A 20553-nucleotide genomic window follows, 5' to 3' on the forward strand; every position below is an offset into this window, starting at 1 on the left:
CCGCCCTCGGGGCCGCCGACCGAGGGCGGGAGGAGCAAGGTCGGCGGCCGTTTGGCGCGGGAGAGCCGCCGTCCAGCGCGAGGCCTTCGAGAAAGGCCGGTTCAAGTGGAACGCGCAGTGGTGTGCGCCGGGAGCGTGCGTGAGGCACCGGCGTGTGCGTGCGGTTCACACGGGGCGCATGGAAAGTCGAAAGCCGGTGCTGGTGAACCGAGTTGTCACCGGGGTCTGACTTTCTTTCAACGATGTGGATGTTACCCAAGTGCCTTGTTGGGTTCGGTGGGTTGTGCAAGGGTGAAACACCCGCGCGGGGGTAAAGCCCGGGGCTCATTCGCCTGTTGATGAACCGAATCCGAGGAATCCACTCCGTGTCCATCCCTCACCCCCCTCGCCCTCCTTACCCTCCGCCGGACGGCGGGGCCCCCGAGGAATCCGACGAGACCCTGGCCGCCCGGCTGCGCGGCCGTCCGGAGGGGGAGGCCGTCCATTCCGTCGCGCTACTCATGGCACGGCACTGGCAGCCGGTCCAGGATTACGCGGGCGTCTGTCTCGCCGCCACCGGCAGCGCCCCCGTGATGGCCACCGCGGCCGCCTTCCACCAGGTGTTCGACCGGCTGACGTTCGGCGAACACGGCGTGGCCCTGCGCCCCCGACTGCTGCTGACCGTGCGGGACACGATCCGCGAGTGGACCTCGGAAGAGCGAATAGCCGGTGTTCTGCCGGACCTGGAGAAACCCTCCGGGGGCCGCGCCATGCGGTCCGCCAAGTCCATGACAGCCGAAAATCGCAAGCTCGCCGAGCGCTCTTTCCAGACCCTTCAACCGCTCGCCCAGTGTCTGCTGTGGCACACCGAGGTCGAGGCGGAGCCGATAACCGTTCCGGCCGCACTCCTCGGGATGGACACCGACACCGCGTCGGCCGCACTCCGACAGGCACACGACAAATTCCGGGAGGGCTGTGTACGCGCCCACCGGGAACTCGCGCCGACCAAGGACTGCCGCTTCTACAACCGGCTCCTCGACGTACCGATTCGACGCGGTGGCGTACTGCTGCCGGATGTCCAGCAGCATCTGGCCCAGTGCCGCTACTGCCGTTTCGCCGCCGAACAACTGAGTTATTTCGAAGGCGGGTTGGGCGTCCTGCTCGCGGAGGCGGTACTCGGCTGGGGAGCCCGCCCCTACCTCGCATCGCGTCCCGGCCGCGCCCGGCCCGACACGCGAACGAGGACCGCCTCCCGGCACGGCGCGCACAGCGCCGGCCCCACGGGGCGGCACCGGCTGCTCTCCCGGCTCCCCGCACCGGGCCGCCGGATCGTGGACGCGGCCCGGTCGGCGCGCTCCGCGAGGTCGTCACGATCGCTCATGGTCGGCGTCGGCCTGATCGGCTCAGGCGTCGTCGCGCTCGTACTCGCCGTCAGCCTCTGGCCGGACCACGACGGCACCGCCGACCCGGTCGCCTCCGGCAGCGCCAACGGCGGCTCCGGACACGTCTCGTCCTCGGCGCCCGGCACGGCCCGGCTCCCCGCCGCACCGCAGCGGACGACGCTGCGCAACGCCGCCGCCGACCTGTGCCTCGACATCAAGGGCACCGTCAAAGCCGGCGCCGGCACCAGCCTGGCCGTGTGCTCGTCGGCCACGACCCAGGAGTGGTCGTACGAGACCGACGGGCTGCTGCGCAGTGTGGCGAACCCCGCGCTCTGCCTGGACTCGCACGCGGACGCCGGTGTCGTCGTCCTCGGCACCTGCGCCGACGCGAAGGCCGGGCGTGGCAACGATGTCCGCTACGACCTCACCGTGCAGGGCGAGTTGCTGCCCCGCTGGCAATCGGGGCTCGCCCTGACCTCGACCACGAAGGACCCCGGCGCCGACATCGTCCTGAAGGTCCGCGACGGTTCCGCCACGCAGCACTGGCTGACCGACTCGGTGTCGGCCAGCCCCGGTTCGCTGTCGACCTCCGGTACGGGAAGCCCGTCACAGCGCCCCGCGGAGATCGCGGACCGGCTCAGTTGACGACATCGCCGGGCGGCTTCCCGGTCAGGAAGTCCGCGGCGTTCTGTACGGCGGCCAGGGCGATCCGGATGACGGTCTCCCGGGTGACGCCGCCGACGTGCGGCGAGAGCACCACGTTCGGGGCCTTGAGCAGACGCAGGGCAGGGGTCGGCGGTTCGGGGTCGAAGACGTCGAGACCCGCGCCCGCGAGGGTGCCCGCATCCAGGGCGTCCGCAAGGGCGTCCTGGTCGATCAGGGCACCCCGCGCGGTGTTGATCACGAACGCGGTCGGCCTGAGCAGCGCGAGCCGGTCCGCGTCCAGGAGATGCCGGGTCTCGTCCGTGAGGGGCGCGTGCAGGGTGACGTAGTCGGAGCGGCGCAGCAGTTCGTCGAGGGGGAGATGCCGTGCGCCGCCGAGCCGGGCGGCCGTCTCCTCGGGCACGGCGCGCCGGCCGGCGTAGACGACGGCCATGTCGAACGCGGCCGCGCGGCGGGCCACTTGCTGCCCGATGGAGCCGAGACCGACGATGCCGAGGGTCTTGCCGGACAGCTCGGTCAGCGAGCCCTGCAGCCGGGGCAGCGCCCAGTCGCCCGCCGCGAGCGCGGTGTGCGCGGGGACGACGCGCTTGGCGAGGGCGAGCATCAGGGCGAAGGTCTGCTCGGCCACGTTCTGTGCCTCGGCGCCGCTGGAACCGATGGTGCAGACAAGGACGCCCCGGGCGCGCGCGGCATCCAGGTCGACGTAGTCGAAGCCGTGGCTCGCGCACTGCACCAGCTTCAACTCCGGTGCGGCGGCGAGGTGTTCGGAGGTCACCGGGGAGAGCGCGGTGATGACGACGTGTGCCGCGCGCAGGGCCGTAAGGTCCTCGTCGACGGTCTCCACGACGGTGACGTCCACCCCGTCGGGCAGCAGTGTCGCGAGTCCGGCTCCTGCCGTGCGGCCGCCCATGTGGGGTGGGACGACGGCCAGGACGTTCTTCGTGGGGGTCATGCGGGATCCTCGTCGAGGTGGGGGAGGCGGGTACGGATCCGCACGCGCGTCAGGAGCGGGCGGCCGAGTCGGCCAGGACGCGGGCCAGTTCACGGGGACGGGAGAACATCGGCCAGTGGCCCGTGTCCATCCGGACCAGCTCCCAGCGTCCGCTGTCGACCAGTTCGCCCACCGGGTCCATCAACTCGTCGCCGTCGAGCAGGCACTTGACGTAGGTGGCCGGCAGTTCGCCGAGCGGGCGGGTCAGGATCGCCGGTTCGGTGAGCGTGGCACCCGGGTGCGGGGTCCCGTCGGTCACGATGCGGGCGATCTGCTCGTCTGTGAGGTCCTGTCCCGCGTAGTCGGCCGGGTCCAGGGGTGGCCAGTCGCCGTCGTGCTCGTCCAGCGACTTCCTGATGTGGTCGCTCGGGAAGCCGTCCAGGAACGACGTGCCGTCGACCGGCACATTCGCGTCGACGAACACCACCCGGGCCAGCCGGTCACCGATCCGCTCGGCCGCCTGACCGACGGGCACACCGGAGTAGCTGTGTCCGACCAGGACGACCTCCCGCAGATCGAGGCGCTCGACCTCGTCGACGATGTCCTGCACATGGGTCCGTTGTCCGGCCGGAACCCCCTGCTTCTCCGCGAGCCCGGACAGGGTCAGGGCATGCACCTCGTGGCCGTCCCCGCGCAGTTCGGCCACCACCTCCTCCCACGCCCACGCACCGAGCCACGCCCCTGCCACCACAACGAATCGAGTCATGCCGCCCAACGTAGCCGCCGGGTCTGACAACGACCCCGCGGAACGATCAGATCGCCTGCACCGGAGGGCACACGGGGGCGACTCGACCGAAGTCGGCTGTCGCGTGCTCGCGTTGGGGCGTCGGATCGACACTCAGCGCGCCGCCGACCGCTCTGAGGACCGGTGGCCGCGAGCCCCTGCCGGAAGGAGGGGCCGAGGTCGATCGGGAAGGCGCCCAGCACGCCGGTGGAGAGGGTGTGGGCATCGCCGAACGCACCCGGCACAGCTCGAGCGAGGCCGAGGTGAGGTCCGCGCCGGAGAGGCGGTCACATCCTTCGTGCCGCGGTCGGAGGAATCATCCACCGCTGTTCCTAGGCGCTGTCGCCCGTCGCATCCTCAGGCTCGGCGTCCGGCCCCTGGGCGCGGACCCGTTGGACGTGTTCGAGGGAGTCGCGGAGTTCGGTGAGCCAGTCGTCGGTGTGGCGTTGGACGAGGCGGACGCACCAGGCCAGGGCGTCGCTGCGGCTGCGGGCCACGCCGGCGGCGATGAGGGTGTCGAGGACCTGGCGCTCGGGCTGGCGCAGCCGGGTCATGACGGGTGCGGAGATGTGGGTGAACAGGGAGCGTTCCCCGGCGCACTCCACACCCCACGAGACCTTCCTGCGGAACCGGTGCTCCGCCTCGCGTGCGACCGCGATCCGAGTCTCCCGGGTGCGCTCGCGGAACTCCTGGACCCGGCCCTGGACGGCCGCCTCCTTCTCGGCGTCCGACACGTCCTCGGCGAGCCGGGGCGCGGGGATACGGCCGATCACGGTGACCTCCTCGCGGTCGACCGTGACCTCGACCAGCTCCTCGAAGAGGTCGTCGGGCAGACGGCCGGTGAACCAGCCGCGAAGCTTCTCCTGCTGCTCTGTCGTAATCATGTAATGACCATTACTCGCGAGCGCGGCGAACGCAAGGGGCTGCGGCGGAGTGCGCCGAGAGCTGAAGCGGAACGTTTCGGGACTGTTTCAGGACGATTGGTGAGCACGGGTAAACCGGCCATCCGGCTCGATCCGGCGATCGTCGGGCCCACCGTTCCGGGGCCCACACGTTCGAATTCTGTGACTTCGCGCCACTGATTCAACACGCAAGGTTACTGAAACCTGTGGGTCGGATGTGAGTTTCGGCGGCGGACTCGGCAGAGTGGCGCCCGCCGGTCCGGCACCGACCGAGCGGGACCGGCACCACGTCGGACCGACCACGAACCGATGGTTCGTCATCGGTCCGCATCGAGCGGAAGGATGCACACAATGCGGAACACCGCGCGCTGGGCAGCGACTCTGGGCCTGACGGCCACCGCCGTCTGCGGGCCCCTGACCGGGACCGCCCTCGCGGCCCACGGCACCGGCCCGTCCGCGCTCTACGCCCCCTCGGCCCTGGTGCTGACCATGGGTCACGGCGACGATGCCGCCCTCGCCACACCGGAACGAGCCGTGACCCTCACCTGCGCGCCGACCTCCTCGGGCACCCACCCGGCCGCCGCCGAGGCCTGCGCCGAACTGCGCGGTGTCCGGGGCGACTTCGACGCCCTGGCGGCCCGGGACGACGTGCTCTGCAACAAGCTCTACCGCCCCGTCGTCGTCACGGTCGACGGTGTGTGGCAGGGCAGACGCGTCTCCTACGAGCGCGTCTTCTCCAACGAGTGCGTGAAGGACTCCTTCGGATACGGAGGCGTCTTCACGTTCTGAGAGACCGGGATCGCACGATCTCCGTGAGCACCAGGGAGGGTCCGTAGCTGGGGAGTGCGTGCCCCTGTCACGGAGGACTGCGATCCCGCACCAGGGGTCGGCCGGGCGGTGTGGGGTCGCCCGCCGGCCCCTGGCATCATGTGTGCCGCCTTAGTCGGCGCAACCGGAAGGCGCCGGAAGGGCGCGGAGCGGTGGGAAACGGCCGGACAGGCCCGAGGCGCGCAGCAGGCGGTCGATGCGCGGCCCGTCGGAGACGATGCGCAGCCGGCCGCCACGCTCCCTGGCCCGCCGCTCGGCCCGGCACAAAACGCGCAGCCCCGAGCAGTCGAGGAACTCGACGGGCCGCAGATCGACCAGGACGTCGGGCTCGGCGACCGCGGTCGCCGCGTCCAGATGCTCGATGACGAAGTCGGCGGTCGCCATGTCGATCTCGCCGGAGACCTCGATCACGGTGAAGGGGCCGCTCGACCGGGTCCGGGCACAGGAGTTGGCGGCGGGCCTGTCGCGTTCGTCCGCTTCGGCAGTCATGGCCGCTCCACCTCGGCACGGGGCGCTTCGGGTCTCGGTAGTTACCCCGCTGAGGTCCCGGGCATCCCTGAACTCGCCGCCCGCAAGATCTAGTTCACTCGACATGGTGAATTCCGGTCTGAAAGGTTGACTTTCTGTCGGTAGTTCAGGCGTCCGGTCCGCCGGAAGTGAAGAGGGGCCGCCGTCTCCCTGCGGACGGCGGCCCCTCGATCCGTGCGGCTCAGGCTGAGGTGCGGCGGATCACATGTGGACGACCGGGGCGGCGTCCGCGTCCTGCTGCGGGACGCCGCGGCGGTAGAGCCCGAACGCGATCAGGGCGCCCGCGGCGAAGAAGCCGGCCGACCACCAGAAGGCGGTGGTGTAGCTCTCGATCGTCGCCTGGGCCTGGACCAGCTTGCTGGTCGCGTCCTTCCCGGCCAGGTAGTCGGTCGCGGCGCTCGCGGCCAGCGTGTTCAGCAGGGCCGTGCCGACCGAACCGCCCACCTGCTGCATGGCGTTGACCGTCGCGGAGGCGACACCCGCGTCCTCGGCGGCCACACCGCCCGTCGCGAGCTGCATCGCCGGCGGCATCACCATGCCGAGGCCCGCACCGATCACGATCAACTGGGGCAGCACATGGCTCGCGTAGGAAGAGCCGACGCCGATACCGGTCAGCCAGGCCATGCCGAGCATGGCGATCGCGAAGCCCAGCGGAATGATGGTCTTCGGGCCCAGCCGCGGCACCAGGACGGTGGTGCCCACCTGCGCCATCACCATCAGCGCACCGATCATCGGCAGGAACGCGACACCGGTCTTGGTGGGGCTGAAGCCGAGGTTCAACTGGAGGTAGTAGGTCAGGAAGAGGAACACGCCGAACATGCCCGCACCGGTGATCAGTACGGTGATGAACGAGGCGGCCCGGTTGCGGTCGAGCAGGATGCGCAGCGGCAGCAGCGGGTGCTTGGCACGCGTCTGCCACCAGGCGAAGGCCGCGAGCAGCAGACCACCGGCGATCAGGAAGCCCCAGGTCTGGGGTGAACTCCAGTCGTGCGTCTCGGCGTTGGAGAAGCCGTAGACGACGGAGAAGAGACCACCGGCCACCAGTGCCGTGCCCGGCACGTCCAACTTGGAGCCCGCCGCGTCGCGGTGGTTGGTGAGCAGGACCCAGCCGCCCGCGAAGGCGACGAAGGCGATGGCGACGTTGACGTAGAGCGTCCAGCGCCAGTCGAAGGCGTCGGTCAGCACCCCGCCGAGCAGCAGACCCACCGCACCGCCGGCGCCGGCGATGGCGCCGTAGACACTGAAGGCCCGGGCGCGCTCACGGGCGTCGGTGAAGGTCGTGTTGAGCAGGGAGAGCGCGGCCGGTGCGAGCAGCGCGCCCGCGACACCCTGGAGGGCGCGTGCGGTGACCAGCATCTCGAAGCTGGTGGCGGCTCCGCCGAGGGCGGAGGCGGCGGCGAATCCGACGACACCGACGAGGAAGGCGGTCTTGCGGCCGAACAGGTCGGCGATCCGGCCGCCGAGGAGCAGCAGGGAGGCGAACGCGAGGGCGTACGCGGTGACGATCCACTGCCTGTTGCCGTCGGAGAAACCGAGGTCCCTCTGGGCCGACGGCAGGGCGATGTTCACGATGGTGGCGTCGAGGACGACCATCAACTGCGCGACGGCGACGATCGCGAGGATCCACCACCGCTTCGAGGGGGCCGCGGACTGCGCCTCCCCGGCACCCGACCGGGTGTCTTCGGTCAGAGTCTTCTGGGACATCGGGAACCACTCCAGGGAAGTCGTTCGGGGTTTACCAAAACGTAAACGAAACGGTTTCGTACACATCGACACTAGAGCACTTTCAGCGAAACGGCAACGTTTCGCTGGGGATGGGATCAGGCATGCGTAGTGGCGTGTGCGAGGCCGATGGGGCCGGGCTGTACTACGAAGTGCGCGGCACCGGACCGACGCTGCTGCTGATCAGCGGGGCCGGGGGAGACGCCGGGTACTACTCCGGCATCGCGGAGTTGCTCTCCGACGCCTTCACGGTGATCACCTACGACCGACGCGGCAACTCGCGCAGCACCGGCCGGTCAGGGGCGCCGATGGATCTCGCCGTGCAGGCAGCCGACGCCCGAGCCCTCGTCGACGGCCTGGCCGGCGGGCGGGCCCTGGTGTTCGGCAACAGCGGAGGAGCGATCATCGGGCTCACGCTGGCCGCGCTGCACCCGGAGGTGATGGCGGGCCTCATCGCCCATGAACCCCCCGCCGTGAACGTCCTGCCCGACGGCGACCCCGACTGTGGCTTCTTTGTCGAACTGGCCGCACTGTACGAGCGGGGCGGGGCGCCCGCGGCCGGCCGCCGGTTCGCGGAGACGACGCGCGGCGAGGGGACGTACCGCTGGCCCGGTGACCTCTGGACACGGTTCCTCGGGAACCAGGAACACCTCTTCGGCGCCGAGTGGTCCGGCTTCGCCGCCTTCCGTCCCCACGAGAACGCGCTCAAGTCGGCCCCGTTCCCCATCGTGTTGGGCGCGGGATCGGAGGACCGGGGCACGTACTACGCCCGCCCGTCGATCGAGATCGCCCGCCGGATCGGAGCACCGTGGGTCGAATTCCCCGGTATCCACATGGAGTTCCTGCGCGACCCGGCCCGATTCGCGGCGGCGGTCAGGGTGTTGGCGACCCAGATGCACAGCCGTGGCGGGGATGTTCCGCCACTCTGGGAGGGCGTCAGCCAGTGAGGACCGAGCAGCTCTCTGACCAACGCCGGCCGCGGCCGTGCCCGGTGGGCCTCTGGTGAATGCCTTGACCGGCATATAACCGAAGAGGCATATTGGACTCATGTCCGATGCCCCGCTCTGGACCGCCCTCGCCGATCCCCACCGGCGGGCCATCGTCGCCCTGCTCCTGGAGCGGCCCCGGCCCGTGGGTGAGATCGTGGAGTCCTGTGGTCTGAGTCAGCCCAGCACGTCGAAGCATCTGCGGGTACTGCGGGACGCGGGCCTGGTCCGGGTGCGGCAGGACGCGCAGCGCCGGGTCTACGCGCTCGACCCCGCGCCGATCGCCGCACTCGACGCCTGGCTCGCCCCCTACCGCGAGCTGTGGAACCACAGCCTGGACAGGCTGGGCCGCCGCCTCGACGAGGCGGCGGAGGACACCCCGCACCCCACCCCGAAGGACTGATCCGCCATGTCCGTCGACCTCACCGGAACGTATCTGACCCTCGACGACGGCCGCCCCGCCGTCCGGTTCAGCCGCACCTACGACCAACCGGTCGACCGTGTCTGGCAGTTCGTGACCGACCCCGACGAACTCGCCCAGTGGTTCCCCTCGCGCGCCGAGTTCGAGCTGCGCCCAGGCGGCACGGTCACCTTCAGCGGCGACCCCAACATGCCGGAGTCCAGCGGCCGCGTCCTCGCCGTCGAAGCGCCCCGGCACCTCTCCTTCGAATGGGGCGGCGACGAGCTGCACTTCGACCTGGAGGAGATCGAGGAGAAGCGCACCCGCTTCACTCTCACCAACGTCCTGAGCGCCGCGGACACCGCGTCCCGCAACGGCGCCGGCTGGGAGGTCTGCCTGGCAGCCCTCGACGCGAAGGCCCGCGGCGAGCGGTTCGAGGGCCCGCACGCGGGTGCCGGCGCACCCTGGAAGGAGTTCTACGACGGCTATCTCGCGGCCGGCGTCCCCTCCGGCGCGCCGGTCCCCGGCCTGGACTGACCCCTCAGGCCATCTGCCGCCGCACCAGCTCGTGCAGTCGGCCGCCCGTGTCCGCCAACAGCTGGGCGGGCGGCCCCTGTTGGGCGACCTTGCCGTCCTCCATGACGATCACGCGGTCGGCGTCCAGGACGGTCGAGAGGCGGTGCGCGATGACGATGCGGGTGGCGTTGAGCGCCTTGGTGCTCTCGATCACCGTGCGCTGGGTCTCGTTGTCCAGGGCGCTGGTCGCCTCGTCGAAGAACAGGATGCGCGGCCTGCGGATCAACGCCTGCGCGATCATGAGGCGTTGACGCTGGCCGCCCGAGACCGCGCCGCTGCCCGCGACGATGGTGTGCAGGCCCATCGGCATCCGCTTGATGTCCTCGGCGAGCCCTGCCATCTCGGCCGCCGCCATCGCCTCTTCCGGCGTGAACGGCTCGGTGCCGCAGATGACGTCCAGGATGGAACCGGTGAACGGCTGCGCGTGCTGGAGCACCACCCCGCACTGCCGCCGCACCGCCGACTGGTCGAGGGCGCCGAGGTCCTGGCCGTCGTAGAGGACGCTGCCGGAGACCGGCTTGTCGAAGCCGATCAGGAGGCGCAGCAGGGTCGACTTGCCGCAGCCGCTGGGGCCGACGATCGCCACGAACTCGCCCGCGCGGACTTCGAAGGACACGTCGTCGAGGACCAGGGGGCCGTCGTCGGCGTAGCGGAACGACACCCGGCGGGCCTCGATCGCGCCGGAGAGCTGCCCGGGGCGGGTGCTCGCGGTGCGGACCTCGGGGGCCGCGTCGAGGACCGGCCTGATCTCCTCGAACAGCGGCAGCGCGGACACCGCGGAGACGAAGGCACCGGTCAGGCTGGTGACGGAGGTGAGGACCATCGTCACCGAGGTGTTGAAGGTCAGGAAGGCGGCGGCCGACATCGAGCCGCGCGCCGGGCCCGCGAGGAGCATGAACATCAGCAGGGTGCAGACGGGCAGGTACACCGCTCCCATGACCGTGGTGAGGTTCTTGATCCGGCCGACCTTCTGCTGGAGTTCCCGGCTGCGCGCGAACTCGGAGGCCCAGGCCGCGTAGGCGTAGTTCTCGGCCGCGGCCACCCGCAACTTCGGTAGGCCGCGCAGGGTCTGGAACGCCTGGTTGTTCAGTTTGTTGTTGAGGACGACGAGGCGGCGCTGCCAGCGCACCTGCCACAGGCCGAGGCCGAGGAACACGGCCGCGATCACGACGAGCATGCCGATCGCCGCCAGCGCCATCGAGGAGCTGTACCAGAACAGCAGCCCGAGGTTCATCAAGCCGACCGTCACCGACTGGGCGACCACGGGCCCAACTCCGGCCAGGAGACGGCGGATCGAGCTGATGCCCATCGCCGCGCTCGCCAGCTCGCCCGTCGAGCGTTCGGTGAAGAACTTCGTGGGAAGTCTCAACAGCCGGTCCCAGACGGCCGGTTGGAGGGTGGCCTCGATACGGCCCTCCAGGCGGAGGATGGTGAGGTTCTCCAGCAGCATGAAGGCCGCCGCGACCACGCTGGTGACCATCACGGCCAGACAGACCTGGACGATCAGTCCCGTCTGGGCCTTCGGCACGAACTCGCCGAGCACCTTGCCCGTGGCGATCGGCACCAGCGCCCCGATCGCGACCGTGACCAGCCCGCTGATCAGCAGGTTCGACAGGTCGCCGCCGGTGCCGTGCATGCTGAACCGCAGCAGCCTGAGCGGACTGAGCCGCCGCTCGGGCAGCGGGCGGTAGAACATCACCGCGCGCGGCTCGAACTCCTCCGCGTTCGCCTTCTCGATCGGCGTCTCGCGCCCGGTCGCCGGATGCACGGCGACATAGCCGCCGCGCCGCCACAGCAACGCGACCGGCGCCCCCGACAAGGCCCGGTGGCCCACCAGCGGACCGACGTTGTCCCGCCACCAGCGCCCGTCGAGCCGTACCGCCCGCACTCGGACCCGGGAGGCGAGGGCGATCCGCTCGACCGGATCGAGCCGCTCGCTCTCGCTGCCACTCTGCGCGGGCTCGGCCAGCGTGATGCCCGCCGCCTCGGCGACCACTTTGCAGGCCGCGTACGACGCGTCGGCGTCGGCGGCCGTGGTGCGCCGCGCCGAGGACTTGCCGATCGACGCCAGCAGTGTGCGGTCGGCCTGGGCGCGCACCGCCTCACCGGCCTTGATACCGGCGGCCGTTCGTGTCTCGTGGGTGCGCTCCACCTGCTCGATCCACTTGTCCAGCGTGGACAGCAGGCGGTACTGCTGGTCGACCATGCCCTGCCAGACACCCGGGTCCATCAGCAGGTCGGCCGCCGCCTCCGCGCCGTACATCGACCCGTACTGCACACTGCCCGGCGGCACCTGCATCCAGAACACGTCGTCGTCGGTGAGCGCGGCGGCCCGATCGCCGGCCATCGGTGCCTGGAAGAGGATGGAGAGCCCGCGGCCGACACCGAGGGCCAGAGCGTATTCGAGCGGGCTCGAAGTCGGCGGCACGTACTGGGGGTTGCCGTACTCGTCGTACGACCAGGTCTGGGTGTTCGCGGGCTGGTACAGCTCGCGCAGACCGATGCGGTGCACCACGCAGTCCCGCAACGGGCGTGCCACCAGCGTGTGTTGGGGCCCGGCGACCGGGCCGAGCAGCAGCGAGCCCGCCTCCAGGCGGCCGAGGTGGTGCCAGTGGCCCTGCTGCACGGCGTCCACCGCGAACAGGTCCATGGCGCCCGACGCGACCAGCCACAGCACCTGCGGGCCTTCGAGGTCGAGTCGGTTGAGTCCGGCGCAGTCGATCGGCGTGCCCAGGGATCCCAGCGCGCCGAGGACCAGGTCGCCCTCGTGAACGGACGTCATCTCACCGCTCCTTGACCAGCGTGGCGTACGCGCCGCCGGCCGCCACCAGGGCGTCGTGCCGCCCGCGTTCCACGATCGTGCCGTGTTCGAGCACGACGATCTCGTCGCTGTCGCGCACGGTGCTGAGCCGGTGCGCGATCACCACACAGGCGCAGCCGCGCTTGCGCAGGTTGTCCATCACCACCTGCTCGGTCTCCGCGTCCAGGGCACTGGTCACCTCGTCGAGCACCAGGATGCTGGGCCTGCGCACCAACGCCCGTGCGATCTCCAGGCGTTGACGCTGGCCGCCGGAGAAATTCCGCCCGTCCTGCTCGACCCGGCTGTGGATGCCGCCGGGCCGCCGCATCACGACGTCGTACAGGGCCGCGTCCCGCAGTGCGTCCGTGACGGCCTCGTCCGGGATCGACGGGTCCCACAGCGCCACGTTGTCGCGGACCGAGCCCTCGAAGAGGAACACGTCCTGGTCGACGAAGGAGACGGAGGCGGCGAGCGCGCCGCGCGGGATGTCCTCCAGTCGGTGCTCGTCGATGCGGATCACGCCCTCCCAGGGCGTGTAGAGACCCGAAATCAGCCTGGACACCGTCGACTTGCCGCTGCCGGAGCCGCCGACCAGTGCCACCTGCTGACCCGGGCCGACCGTCAGCGAGAAGCCGGTGAGCAGCGGCTTGTCGAGGGGGCTGTAGCCGAAGGTGATGTTCTCCAGCTCGACGTGTCCTTGCAGCCGGCGCGTCGAATCGCCGCCGCCCCCACGGGAGTAGAGGGGATCTGCCTGGAAGTTCTCGACGTCCTTGAGGCGGGCCACGTCGGCCGCGAAGTCCTGGATGCGGCCCGCGACACCGTTGAGCCGGGTGATCGGCGCGGTGAAGCGGGTGACGAGCGCTTGGAAAGCCACCAACAGGCCGACGGAGATGTGCCCTTCGACCGCCCGCATACCGCCGATCCACAGGATCAGCGCGCTGTTGAGCGAGGCCAGCGTCGGCGCGACCACGCCCAGCCAGGCGCTCGGCACGCCGAGCCGCTGCTGCTCCTCCAGGGTGGTGGCGTGCTGTCCGGCCCACTTGCGGAAGTAGCCGTCCTCGCCGCCGGTCGCCTTCATCGTCTCGATCAACTGGAGGCCGGTGTATGCCGTGTTGGTGAGTCGGGCGGAGTCGGCGCGCAGTTTCGCGGTGCGGGTCGCGCGCAGCCGGATGACGACCCGCATCGCCACCACGTTCAGCAGCGCCACCCCGATGCCCACATACGTGAGTTGGGGGTCGTAGGTGTAGAGGAGCAGCGCGTACAGCACCACGACCACCGCGTCGACGCCCGCCGCCGAGAGGTCGCGGGCCAGGGTCTCCGCGACCGAGTCGTTCGACTGGAGGCGCTGCACCAGGTCGGCCGGGCTGCGCTGGGAGAAGAACGTCACCGGCAGCCGCAGCAGATGGCGCAGGAAGCGGGCGCTGGAGAGGGTGGAGGAGATGATGCGGCCGTGCAGCAGGTTCGTCTGCTGGAGCCAGGTCAGCAGCAGGGTGAGCAGGACGCAGGTGCCCATCGACGCGAACAGGACGCCCAGCAGGGAGGTCTGACCGCCGATCAGGAACATGTCGATGTAGGTCCGGCTGAGCGCGGGCATCGCCGCGCCGACCAGGACCAGCAGCAGACTCGCCAGGACGGCGGCCGGCATCGTGCCCGCGGTGCCGCGCAGTCGGGCCGGCATCGCGCCGAGGATGCCCGGCTTGCGGCCGCCCTTCTCGAAACCGTCGCCCGGCTCCATGACCAGGACGACTCCGGTGAAGCTGGAGTCGAAGTCCTCCATGGGCACGAACCGGCGGCCCTTGCCGGGGTCGTTGATGTACACCCCGCGCCGGCCGAGACGCCGGCCCATGCCGTCGTAGACGACGTAGTGGTTGAACTCCCAGAACAGGACCGCCGGGGAGCGCACCTCGGCGAGGGCGGCGGTGTCCATCTGCATGCCCTTGGCCGTGAGGCCGTAACTGCGGGCCGCCTTCAGGAGATTGCTGGCGCGCGAGCCGTCCCGGGAGACACCGCAGGCGATGCGCAGCTCCTCCAGCGGGACGTGGCGGCCGTAGTGGCCGAGGACCATCGCGAGGGAGGCGGCGCCGCACTCGACGGCCTCCATCTGGAGCACCGTGGGTGAACGGACCGTCTTCGCACGGCCCTTGGGCACCGGGCGCTTCGGCGGGGCGGAGCGGCGCCGCGAACGGGTGTCCTGTGCGCGGCTCACGGCAGCAGCCAATCGAGGGGACGCTGATCGGCCAGCCGGATCGAGGCCGAGGCCATGGTCATGGAGGTGAGGGCGAAGGGCGGTCCGTCCTGGGACGACCACTTGTAACCGCTCTTCGTGCGCGCCGACTTGTCGAGCTTCACCAGCACGGCCACCGGTCTGCCCTTCTTGGTGAACTGCTCGCCCAACTGGCTGTCCCCGAGGAACGCGGAGATCTGCTGCGCCGATTGGGCCGACCGGTCCACGGCCTTCACCTGGCCGCGCAGCACGCCGTACGTCTGGGTCGGCACCGAGGAGACGGTCAGGTCGACGGCGGCGTTCGCGGGGATCGAGGCCGCGTTCTCGGCGGGGACGTACACCGTGGCGTAGAGCGGGTCAGTGGCGTGCGCGACCTTCTCCACGGCGGCGACGTTCGCGCCGGTCTGGATGATCTGGCCGATGGTGGCGGCGAGCGCGGTGATCCGGCCCGCGGCGACCGTGCGCACGACGGAGTCGCCGTCGGCCGTACGGACCTTCAGGACCGGGGAGTTGGCGGGCAGCCGTTCGCCCTCCTGGGCGAGGACCGCGGTCACCTGCCCGGCGACGGGACTCTGCAGGATGTAACTGCCCTCCCCGTGCGTGAGGATGGCGGACGCCCCGACCGTGGACGCCACGGAGCCGGTGACCGCCCACACGGAGGCGGCGGCCACCACGATCACCGTCACGGAGAGCACGAGCCAGCCCTGGGGACGCGCGAAGCGCACCGGAAGATCGAGCTCCTCGGGCGACTGGAGCTTGGCGAGGGCCTGTTGGCGGAACTGCACGGGACTTCCCTCACCTGTGGGAGAGATCTTTTACGGCAACCCGAGAGTCCCGGAGCCGGGAAACGGCTCCGGGACTCGGTGGAACAAGGTGCGATCAGAGACCGGCGACCAGGTTCGTGACGGGGGTCACGTTCAGGCCGGTGACACCCTGGACGGTGCCGACGACCGTGTCGACCAGGCCCGAGACCGGGGCGACGCCGTCCACCAGGCCGGTGACGGTGCCGAGGGCGTTCACGGACAGACCGCCGGAGACGTTGTCGAGCTCGGCGTCGGAGATCTCGACGGTCTCAACCTGGGGGGTGGAGTTCATGATGGAACTTCCCTTCATATGGATATTCACAAGGGGGGAGCGGCCCCCTCTGGGGACAGAGCGACGGCCGCGGCCGCAGGCGCCGGGCGCCGTTCACCGGAGCCGTGGTGGCTCCTGCGGTGCGATGGATCAAAGCACGCTGCGGGTGGACGCAGCCAATCAAACATCCGTCTCACCAGGGCACTTGAGCCCCACACGTGGCGAACCGTGCAGGCGCGCGCACCGCATGTCGGCGACTTCTTCACACCCTGCACGTCATCGCTGCGCGACGACCCCTTGCCGACCCGACGCGGAATCAGGCACTCCGTACCAAAGGAGTCCCTGGGTGTGTGCGCATGTGCAGATACGCCGCAGCCGGTGACTTCGTTGGGTACGCGCTGTGCAGATTCCCTGAAGTGAGGATTCCGCTCGCTGTTCTCGACCGACCGTTGCCGACCGATCGCGTTCCGTGTCGGTTCGGGGGTGTCCGGGCCGGGTCGGTGTGCGAGCAGGCCGGGGCGGCCGTTGCGCTGTGGGTCATGGCCGATTCGCTGTTTTGCAAAGGAAGTTGGGAAACGGAATTGAACGCCCCGTGTGACGCGTGCGTATCAACGGGCATCCAGGCGCCCCCATCGGCCGCCGCACAGCGGCCACAGACCCCGGTCCCCAGGAGGTCGAGAAGTTTGAGTCACAAGCGAATTCCGAAGCGCAAGGCCGCGATAGCCGTCGGCGGTGTCGCTGCACTCGGAGCGGCGGCGATCCTGCTGCCGAACGCCAACGCGTCCCAGGACAACTCGGCAGGCGCCGCCACCCCCAAGACCCTCAAGGCGACGGGCGCCGCTGACCTTTCGTCACAGATCGCCGGACTGCTGGGCGACGCCTTCGCCGGGTCCTACTACGACAGTGCCTCCCAGCAGCTCGTCGTCAACGTGGTCCCGGGCGACAACAACAACGTGGTCGTCCAGGCGAAGAAGGCCGGCGCCAAGGTGCGTGAGGTGCAGAACAGCACCGCCGAACTGACCGCCGCCGCAAAGGTGTTGAAGACCAAGGCCACCGTCCCCGGCACGGCCTGGTCGGTCGACCCGAAGACCAACAAGATCCAGGTCCTCGCCGACAGCACCGTCACCGGCTCCGACTGGGACACCGTGCTGTCGACGGTCAAGAGCCTCGGCACGAACATGGCCACCGTCAAGAAGACCGCCGGCTCCTTCAAGACGCTGGTCTCGGGCGGCGACGCCATCTTCGCCCAGACCGACCAGGGCGGCGTCCGCTGCTCCCTCGGCTTCAACGTCACGGCGAGCGACGGCACCCCCGCCTTCCTGACCGCCGGACACTGCGGTGTCGCGGCGAAGGAGTGGTCCGACACGCAGGACGGCCAGCCGATCGCCACGGTCGACCAGGCCACCTTCCCCGGCAACGACTTCTCACTCGTGAAGTACGACGACCCGGCCACCCAGACCACGAGTGACGTCAACGTGGGCAACGGCCAGACCGTCCAGATCACGCAGGCCGAGGACGCCACGGTCGGCACGCAGGTCTTCCGGATGGGCTCCACCACCGGTCTGCACGACGGCACGGTCACCGGACTCGACGCGACCGTCAACTTCCAGAGCGAGACCGACCCCAACGGTGTCGACACCGTCAACGGCCTCATCCAGACGGACGTGTGTGCCGAGGCGGGTGACAGCGGCGGCTCGCTCTTCACCCAGGACGGCGGCGCGGTCGGCCTCACCTCCGGCGGCAGCGGCGACTGCACCAGCGGCGGCGAGACCTTCTTCCAGCCGGTCACCGCCGCGCTCACGGCGACCGGGGCCACCCTCGGTGACGCGGGCGCCGGTGCCGGCGCGGGCGACGACACCGCCACGGCGGACCCGTCGGCGACCGCTGCCGACCCGTCCGCCACCGACGGAACCGGCGACCAGTCCGGAGCCGTGGACCCGTCCGCCACCGACGGCACGGGCGACCAGTCCGGAGCGGTCGACCCGTCCGCCACGGACGGCACCGGCGACGGGACGGGCACCGGAGCCGACGACGGCTCCTCGCTCACCTCAAGCCACTGACCCGACCCCTTCCAGCGGTTCAAGGTCGGCGGTGGATCGGTCCGGCCCTCCGGCGGGAGGGCCGGACCGCCCTGCGTTCAGGTCAGACAGGCCCCAGGGCCCGCAGCAGCAACAACGCCACGTCGTCGATCCGCTCCCGGGCCGCCGCGCTGTTCCGCACGAGCGCGTCGGCGATCTCCTCCAGCGGCAACTCCCCGGCATCGGCGAGGCGTTGACCCAGTTCGGCCAGGGCGTCCTCGATGTCCACGCCGGGCGACTCGATGAGCCCGTCGGTGTAGAGGGCCAGCACGGAACCGGGTGCGAGATCGACCTGGGTCGTCGGATAGGTCGCCTCGGCGTCGATGCCGAGCAATGGGCCACCGGCCAGGTCGAGCACCCGCACCCGCCCGTCCGGACGGCGCAGCAACGGCGGCGGATGCCCGGCCCGCGCCATCACGGCCGTTCCGCGCGCGGGATCGAGCCGTAGATACAGACAACTCGCGAACAGGTCGGAGCCGAGGTCGATCAGCAGCCGGTTGGTGCTGCGCATGACCTCCTCCGGGGCCTGGCCCACGGTCGTGTACGCGCGGACGGCGGTCCGGATCTGCCCCATCAGCCCGGCCGCCGTCACGTTGTGCCCCTGCACATCGCCGATCACCGCCGCCAGGCCCGCGGTGGTCACCAGGTCGTAGAAGTCGCCGCCGATCTCCATGCCCTGGGTGGCCGGCAGATAGCGGGCGGCGGCCTCGATGCCCGGCAGCGGCGGCAGCGAGTGCGGCAGCAGCGCCGCCTGCAAGCCGTGCGCCAGCCGGTTCTTCGCGTCGTAGAGCAGCGCACGCTCCAGCGCCTGTGCGATCAGCCCGCCCAGACTCGTCAGGACGGCCCGCTCGTCCGCGGGGAACGTGTGCGGCTCCGCGTACGCCAGCACACAGGTGCCGACCGGCCGCCCGGACGCGATCAGCGGCAGATACGCCCAGGCCGCGAACCCGTCGGGCGTGGAGTGCCGGTTCGGATACAGCCGTTCCAGCTCCTGGCGTGAGTCGAAGAACGCCGGCACCCCGCTGTTCAGTGCGGCCGTCCCGGGCGTCGACTCGGTCAGCGCCATCCCGTCGAAGCGCTCGACGACCTGCGGGTCGGGATAGCCGCGGTGCCCCAGCACATGGAGCCGCCCGCCCCGCGAACCGAGGACGACCAGCGCCTGGCTGCCCACCGCCGGGGCGACCTCGTCCGCGATCAACTGCACCACGTCCTCCACCCCCACCGCCTCGGTGAGCGCCCCCGCCAGGCTCAGCACCTGCGAGATGGTCACCAGCCGCGAGGGCCCGTCGCCGGGCTGCGGCCCCGCCCGCGCCAGCTCCGCGACCGCCCGCGCCCGGCTGATCCGTACGCTCAGCCCGGTCGTGTTCGGATACAGCCGGAACGACAGCCACTCTCCCGGCGGCCGCAGCGCCACGAACGACGTGACCTGCTGACTGAGCAGCGCGGCCCGGTAACGGTCCTCGTACACCGGGTCGTTGAGCCAGGGCACCGCCGCCCACAACTGGGTGCCCAGCAGTCGGCTCACCGACATGCCGAGCAGCTCTCCGGCCGCCGCGTTCGCGAAGCCGACCCGCCCGTGCAGATCCAGCGAACACAGCCCGTACGGCAGCCGGGCCACCATCCGGGCCGCCTCGACCGTGCCCAGCGTCCCGGCCACACTCGTCGCGGGTCCCGTCGCGAACAGATCGGGCTCCGCGCTCACCGGACGCCGCTCCTCCACGGCCCGCTCCAGCCGGACCGCGAGCCGCTCGCAGGCGGCCGTGAGCTGGTCCCGGTCCCGGTCGGACAGGACCGGCGGATGCGAACCGGGCCAGGTCACGAACACCGAGCCGTAGACCCTGGACGGGGTGGCGATCGGCACCGCGGCCAGCGCGAAGGGGTAGGGCAGGACGACCGCGATGCGGGGATAGCGGCGGGCCATGTCCTCCTCGCCGCCGATCCAGATCAGCCGGCGCTCGCGCGCGGCCTCGGCGACCGGGATCGGCGCGCTCAGCCCGACCCGCTCCCAGGGCGCCGCGAAGGCGCGCGGCAGCCCCGCCATCACCGCCATCTCCAGAACCGGCTCGTCGGGCGTCAGCAGATACACCGCGCCGGAGTGCGCGTGGACGCCGTCCATCATCGCGGCCAGCGCCAGGGACAGCATCGGCCGGCCGACCGGCATCCCGGCGACCGTCGGCGTCTGCCCGTCCGACACGCCGACCACCTCCTCGCCCGGCGCCGCGTCTCTCAGGGATCAGGCTCCACCCTGGGAGCCCCACGCGCACGGCGAGCACCGTCGGCCCGGGCGGTGCGGCGCGTCGCCGTACCCCCGGAGCCTCGACCCAAGCCTCCCCGATAGAAGCGCGCGGCGGTGTACGGGCGCCCCGCGTGCGCCCCCGCGCACCCTGTTGGCCGGTTCTCCAGGCTCGCTGACGGTCGCGGTCGCGAACAATGGGTTGGCGCGAAACCACCTGGGACCGGCGAACGGCGAGTCGAAGGGGCGGCAGTGATCCGGCTACTTCTGGTGCACGACGCGTGTCTGGTGCGATCGGTCCTCGCGGAGTGGCTCCGCAGGGAACCCGACCTGGAGGTCCACGACACCCCGTGGCGCACCGCACCCGGACGCGTCCGGTCCGGCCGGCCGGACATCTGCGCGGCCGACCTGGACTGCTCCGACACCTACGGCCTCCCACCGCTCGGCGAACTCTGCCCGCGCG

Annotated in this window: 16 protein-coding genes; 6 read left to right on the plus strand and 10 right to left on the minus strand. The window is 70.8% G+C overall.

The annotated features are described in order from the left end of the window. The first annotated feature begins 365 nt into the window (after positions 1-365). Positions 366-2006, plus strand: a complete 1641-nt coding sequence (locus ABZT04_RS30675) for an RICIN domain-containing protein (protein WP_356060234.1) — start codon at positions 366-368, stop codon at positions 2004-2006. Here ABZT04_RS30675 and ABZT04_RS30680 read toward each other — a convergent pair. From ABZT04_RS30680 to ABZT04_RS30690, 3 genes are all read right to left on the minus strand, one after another. Then, a complete protein-coding gene (locus ABZT04_RS30680) occupies positions 1999-2976 on the minus strand; it encodes a 2-hydroxyacid dehydrogenase (protein ID WP_356060235.1) in 978 nt (325 codons plus the stop codon). The two genes, ABZT04_RS30675 and ABZT04_RS30680, sit on opposite strands and share 8 nt — an antisense overlap. Positions 2977-3025: 49 nt before the next feature. Further along, positions 3026-3721, minus strand: a complete 696-nt coding sequence (locus ABZT04_RS30685; protein ID WP_356060236.1) for an alpha/beta fold hydrolase — start codon at positions 3719-3721, stop codon at positions 3026-3028. A gap of 350 nt (positions 3722-4071) precedes the next feature. Continuing rightward, positions 4072-4623: a hypothetical protein gene (locus ABZT04_RS30690; protein ID WP_356060237.1), complete on the minus strand. Its 552-nt coding sequence runs from the start codon at positions 4621-4623 to the stop codon at positions 4072-4074. Between the two features lie 369 nt (positions 4624-4992). Between ABZT04_RS30690 and ABZT04_RS30695 the strand changes: the two genes are divergently transcribed. Beyond that, entirely contained in the window at positions 4993-5430 is a 438-nt protein-coding gene (locus ABZT04_RS30695) for a protease inhibitor (protein WP_356060238.1), read from the plus strand. Positions 5431-5580: 150 nt separating this feature from the next. Here the strand turns inward: ABZT04_RS30695 and ABZT04_RS30700 are convergent, their stop codons facing one another. Together ABZT04_RS30700 and ABZT04_RS30705 are read right to left on the minus strand one after the other, a co-directional pair. Beyond that, a complete protein-coding gene (locus tag ABZT04_RS30700) occupies positions 5581-5958 on the minus strand; it encodes an STAS domain-containing protein (RefSeq protein ID WP_356060239.1) in 378 nt (125 codons plus the stop codon). Between the two features lie 240 nt (positions 5959-6198). Beyond that, positions 6199-7701 carry an MFS transporter gene (locus ABZT04_RS30705; RefSeq protein ID WP_356060240.1) on the minus strand — a complete coding sequence of 501 codons (1503 nt, stop codon included), beginning with the start codon at positions 7699-7701 and terminating at the stop codon, positions 6199-6201. Positions 7702-7823: 122 nt separating this feature from the next. Here ABZT04_RS30705 and ABZT04_RS30710 point away from each other — a divergent pair, with 122 nt between their 5' ends. From ABZT04_RS30710 to ABZT04_RS30720, 3 genes are all read left to right on the plus strand, one after another. Next, on the plus strand, positions 7824-8666 hold the full coding sequence (locus ABZT04_RS30710; protein WP_356060241.1) for an alpha/beta hydrolase: 843 nt from the start codon (positions 7824-7826) through the stop codon (positions 8664-8666). 100 nt (positions 8667-8766) lie between these two features. Continuing rightward, positions 8767-9108 carry a metalloregulator ArsR/SmtB family transcription factor gene (locus ABZT04_RS30715; protein ID WP_356060242.1) on the plus strand — a complete coding sequence of 114 codons (342 nt, stop codon included), beginning with the start codon at positions 8767-8769 and terminating at the stop codon, positions 9106-9108. A 6-nt stretch (positions 9109-9114) separates the two neighbouring features. Continuing rightward, positions 9115-9642: an SRPBCC family protein gene (locus tag ABZT04_RS30720; protein ID WP_356060243.1), complete on the plus strand. Its 528-nt coding sequence runs from the start codon at positions 9115-9117 to the stop codon at positions 9640-9642. A 4-nt stretch (positions 9643-9646) separates the two neighbouring features. Here the strand turns inward: ABZT04_RS30720 and ABZT04_RS30725 are convergent, their stop codons facing one another. The 4 genes from ABZT04_RS30725 to ABZT04_RS30740 all read right to left on the minus strand — a co-directional run bounded on the left by ABZT04_RS30725 (position 9647) and on the right by ABZT04_RS30740 (position 15800). After that, complete coding sequence (locus ABZT04_RS30725) at positions 9647-12463, minus strand: NHLP bacteriocin export ABC transporter permease/ATPase subunit (protein WP_356060244.1); 2817 nt, start codon at positions 12461-12463, stop codon at positions 9647-9649. A gap of 1 nt (position 12464) precedes the next feature. Beyond that, positions 12465-14687 carry an NHLP family bacteriocin export ABC transporter peptidase/permease/ATPase subunit gene (locus ABZT04_RS30730; RefSeq protein ID WP_356060245.1) on the minus strand — a complete coding sequence of 741 codons (2223 nt, stop codon included), beginning with the start codon at positions 14685-14687 and terminating at the stop codon, positions 12465-12467. Continuing rightward, positions 14684-15490, minus strand: a complete 807-nt coding sequence (locus ABZT04_RS30735; protein ID WP_356060246.1) for an HlyD family efflux transporter periplasmic adaptor subunit — start codon at positions 15488-15490, stop codon at positions 14684-14686. The genes ABZT04_RS30730 and ABZT04_RS30735 overlap by 4 nt, the downstream gene beginning before the upstream one ends. A 94-nt stretch (positions 15491-15584) precedes the next feature. Then, on the minus strand, positions 15585-15800 hold the full coding sequence (locus ABZT04_RS30740) for a type A2 lantipeptide (RefSeq protein WP_356060247.1): 216 nt from the start codon (positions 15798-15800) through the stop codon (positions 15585-15587). Positions 15801-16462: 662 nt separating this feature from the next. Between ABZT04_RS30740 and ABZT04_RS30745 the strand changes: the two genes are divergently transcribed. Next, positions 16463-17839, plus strand: coding sequence for a S1 family peptidase (locus tag ABZT04_RS30745; protein WP_356060248.1), 1377 nt, complete (start codon positions 16463-16465; stop codon positions 17837-17839). 82 nt (positions 17840-17921) lie between these two features. Here ABZT04_RS30745 and ABZT04_RS30750 read toward each other — a convergent pair whose 3' ends face one another. Further along, a complete protein-coding gene (locus tag ABZT04_RS30750; RefSeq protein WP_356060267.1) occupies positions 17922-20018 on the minus strand; it encodes a SpoIIE family protein phosphatase in 2097 nt (698 codons plus the stop codon). Positions 20019-20553 lie beyond the last annotated feature (535 nt).

The organism is Streptomyces sp. NPDC005492 (genome assembly GCF_040605995.1).
GTDB lineage: Bacteria > Actinomycetota > Actinomycetes > Streptomycetales > Streptomycetaceae > Streptomyces.

Coding starts and splice junctions, on each gene's coding strand:
- ABZT04_RS30690 (WP_356060237.1), bottom strand. CDS start 4,623: ATGATTACGACAGAGCAGCAGGAGAAGCTTCGCGGCTGGTTCACCGGC.
- ABZT04_RS30700 (WP_356060239.1), bottom strand. CDS start 5,958: ATGACTGCCGAAGCGGACGAACGCGACAGGCCCGCCGCCAACTCCTGT.
- ABZT04_RS30720 (WP_356060243.1), top strand. CDS start 9,115: ATGTCCGTCGACCTCACCGGAACGTATCTGACCCTCGACGACGGCCGC.
- ABZT04_RS30710 (WP_356060241.1), top strand. CDS start 7,824: ATGCGTAGTGGCGTGTGCGAGGCCGATGGGGCCGGGCTGTACTACGAA.
- ABZT04_RS30750 (WP_356060267.1), bottom strand. CDS start 20,018: ATGCCGGTCGGCCGGCCGATGCTGTCCCTGGCGCTGGCCGCGATGATG.
- ABZT04_RS30695 (WP_356060238.1), top strand. CDS start 4,993: ATGCGGAACACCGCGCGCTGGGCAGCGACTCTGGGCCTGACGGCCACC.
- ABZT04_RS30715 (WP_356060242.1), top strand. CDS start 8,767: ATGTCCGATGCCCCGCTCTGGACCGCCCTCGCCGATCCCCACCGGCGG.
- ABZT04_RS30680 (WP_356060235.1), bottom strand. CDS start 2,976: ATGACCCCCACGAAGAACGTCCTGGCCGTCGTCCCACCCCACATGGGC.
- ABZT04_RS30685 (WP_356060236.1), bottom strand. CDS start 3,721: ATGACTCGATTCGTTGTGGTGGCAGGGGCGTGGCTCGGTGCGTGGGCG.
- ABZT04_RS30740 (WP_356060247.1), bottom strand. CDS start 15,800: ATGAACTCCACCCCCCAGGTTGAGACCGTCGAGATCTCCGACGCCGAG.
- ABZT04_RS30725 (WP_356060244.1), bottom strand. CDS start 12,463: ATGACGTCCGTTCACGAGGGCGACCTGGTCCTCGGCGCGCTGGGATCC.
- ABZT04_RS30705 (WP_356060240.1), bottom strand. CDS start 7,701: ATGTCCCAGAAGACTCTGACCGAAGACACCCGGTCGGGTGCCGGGGAG.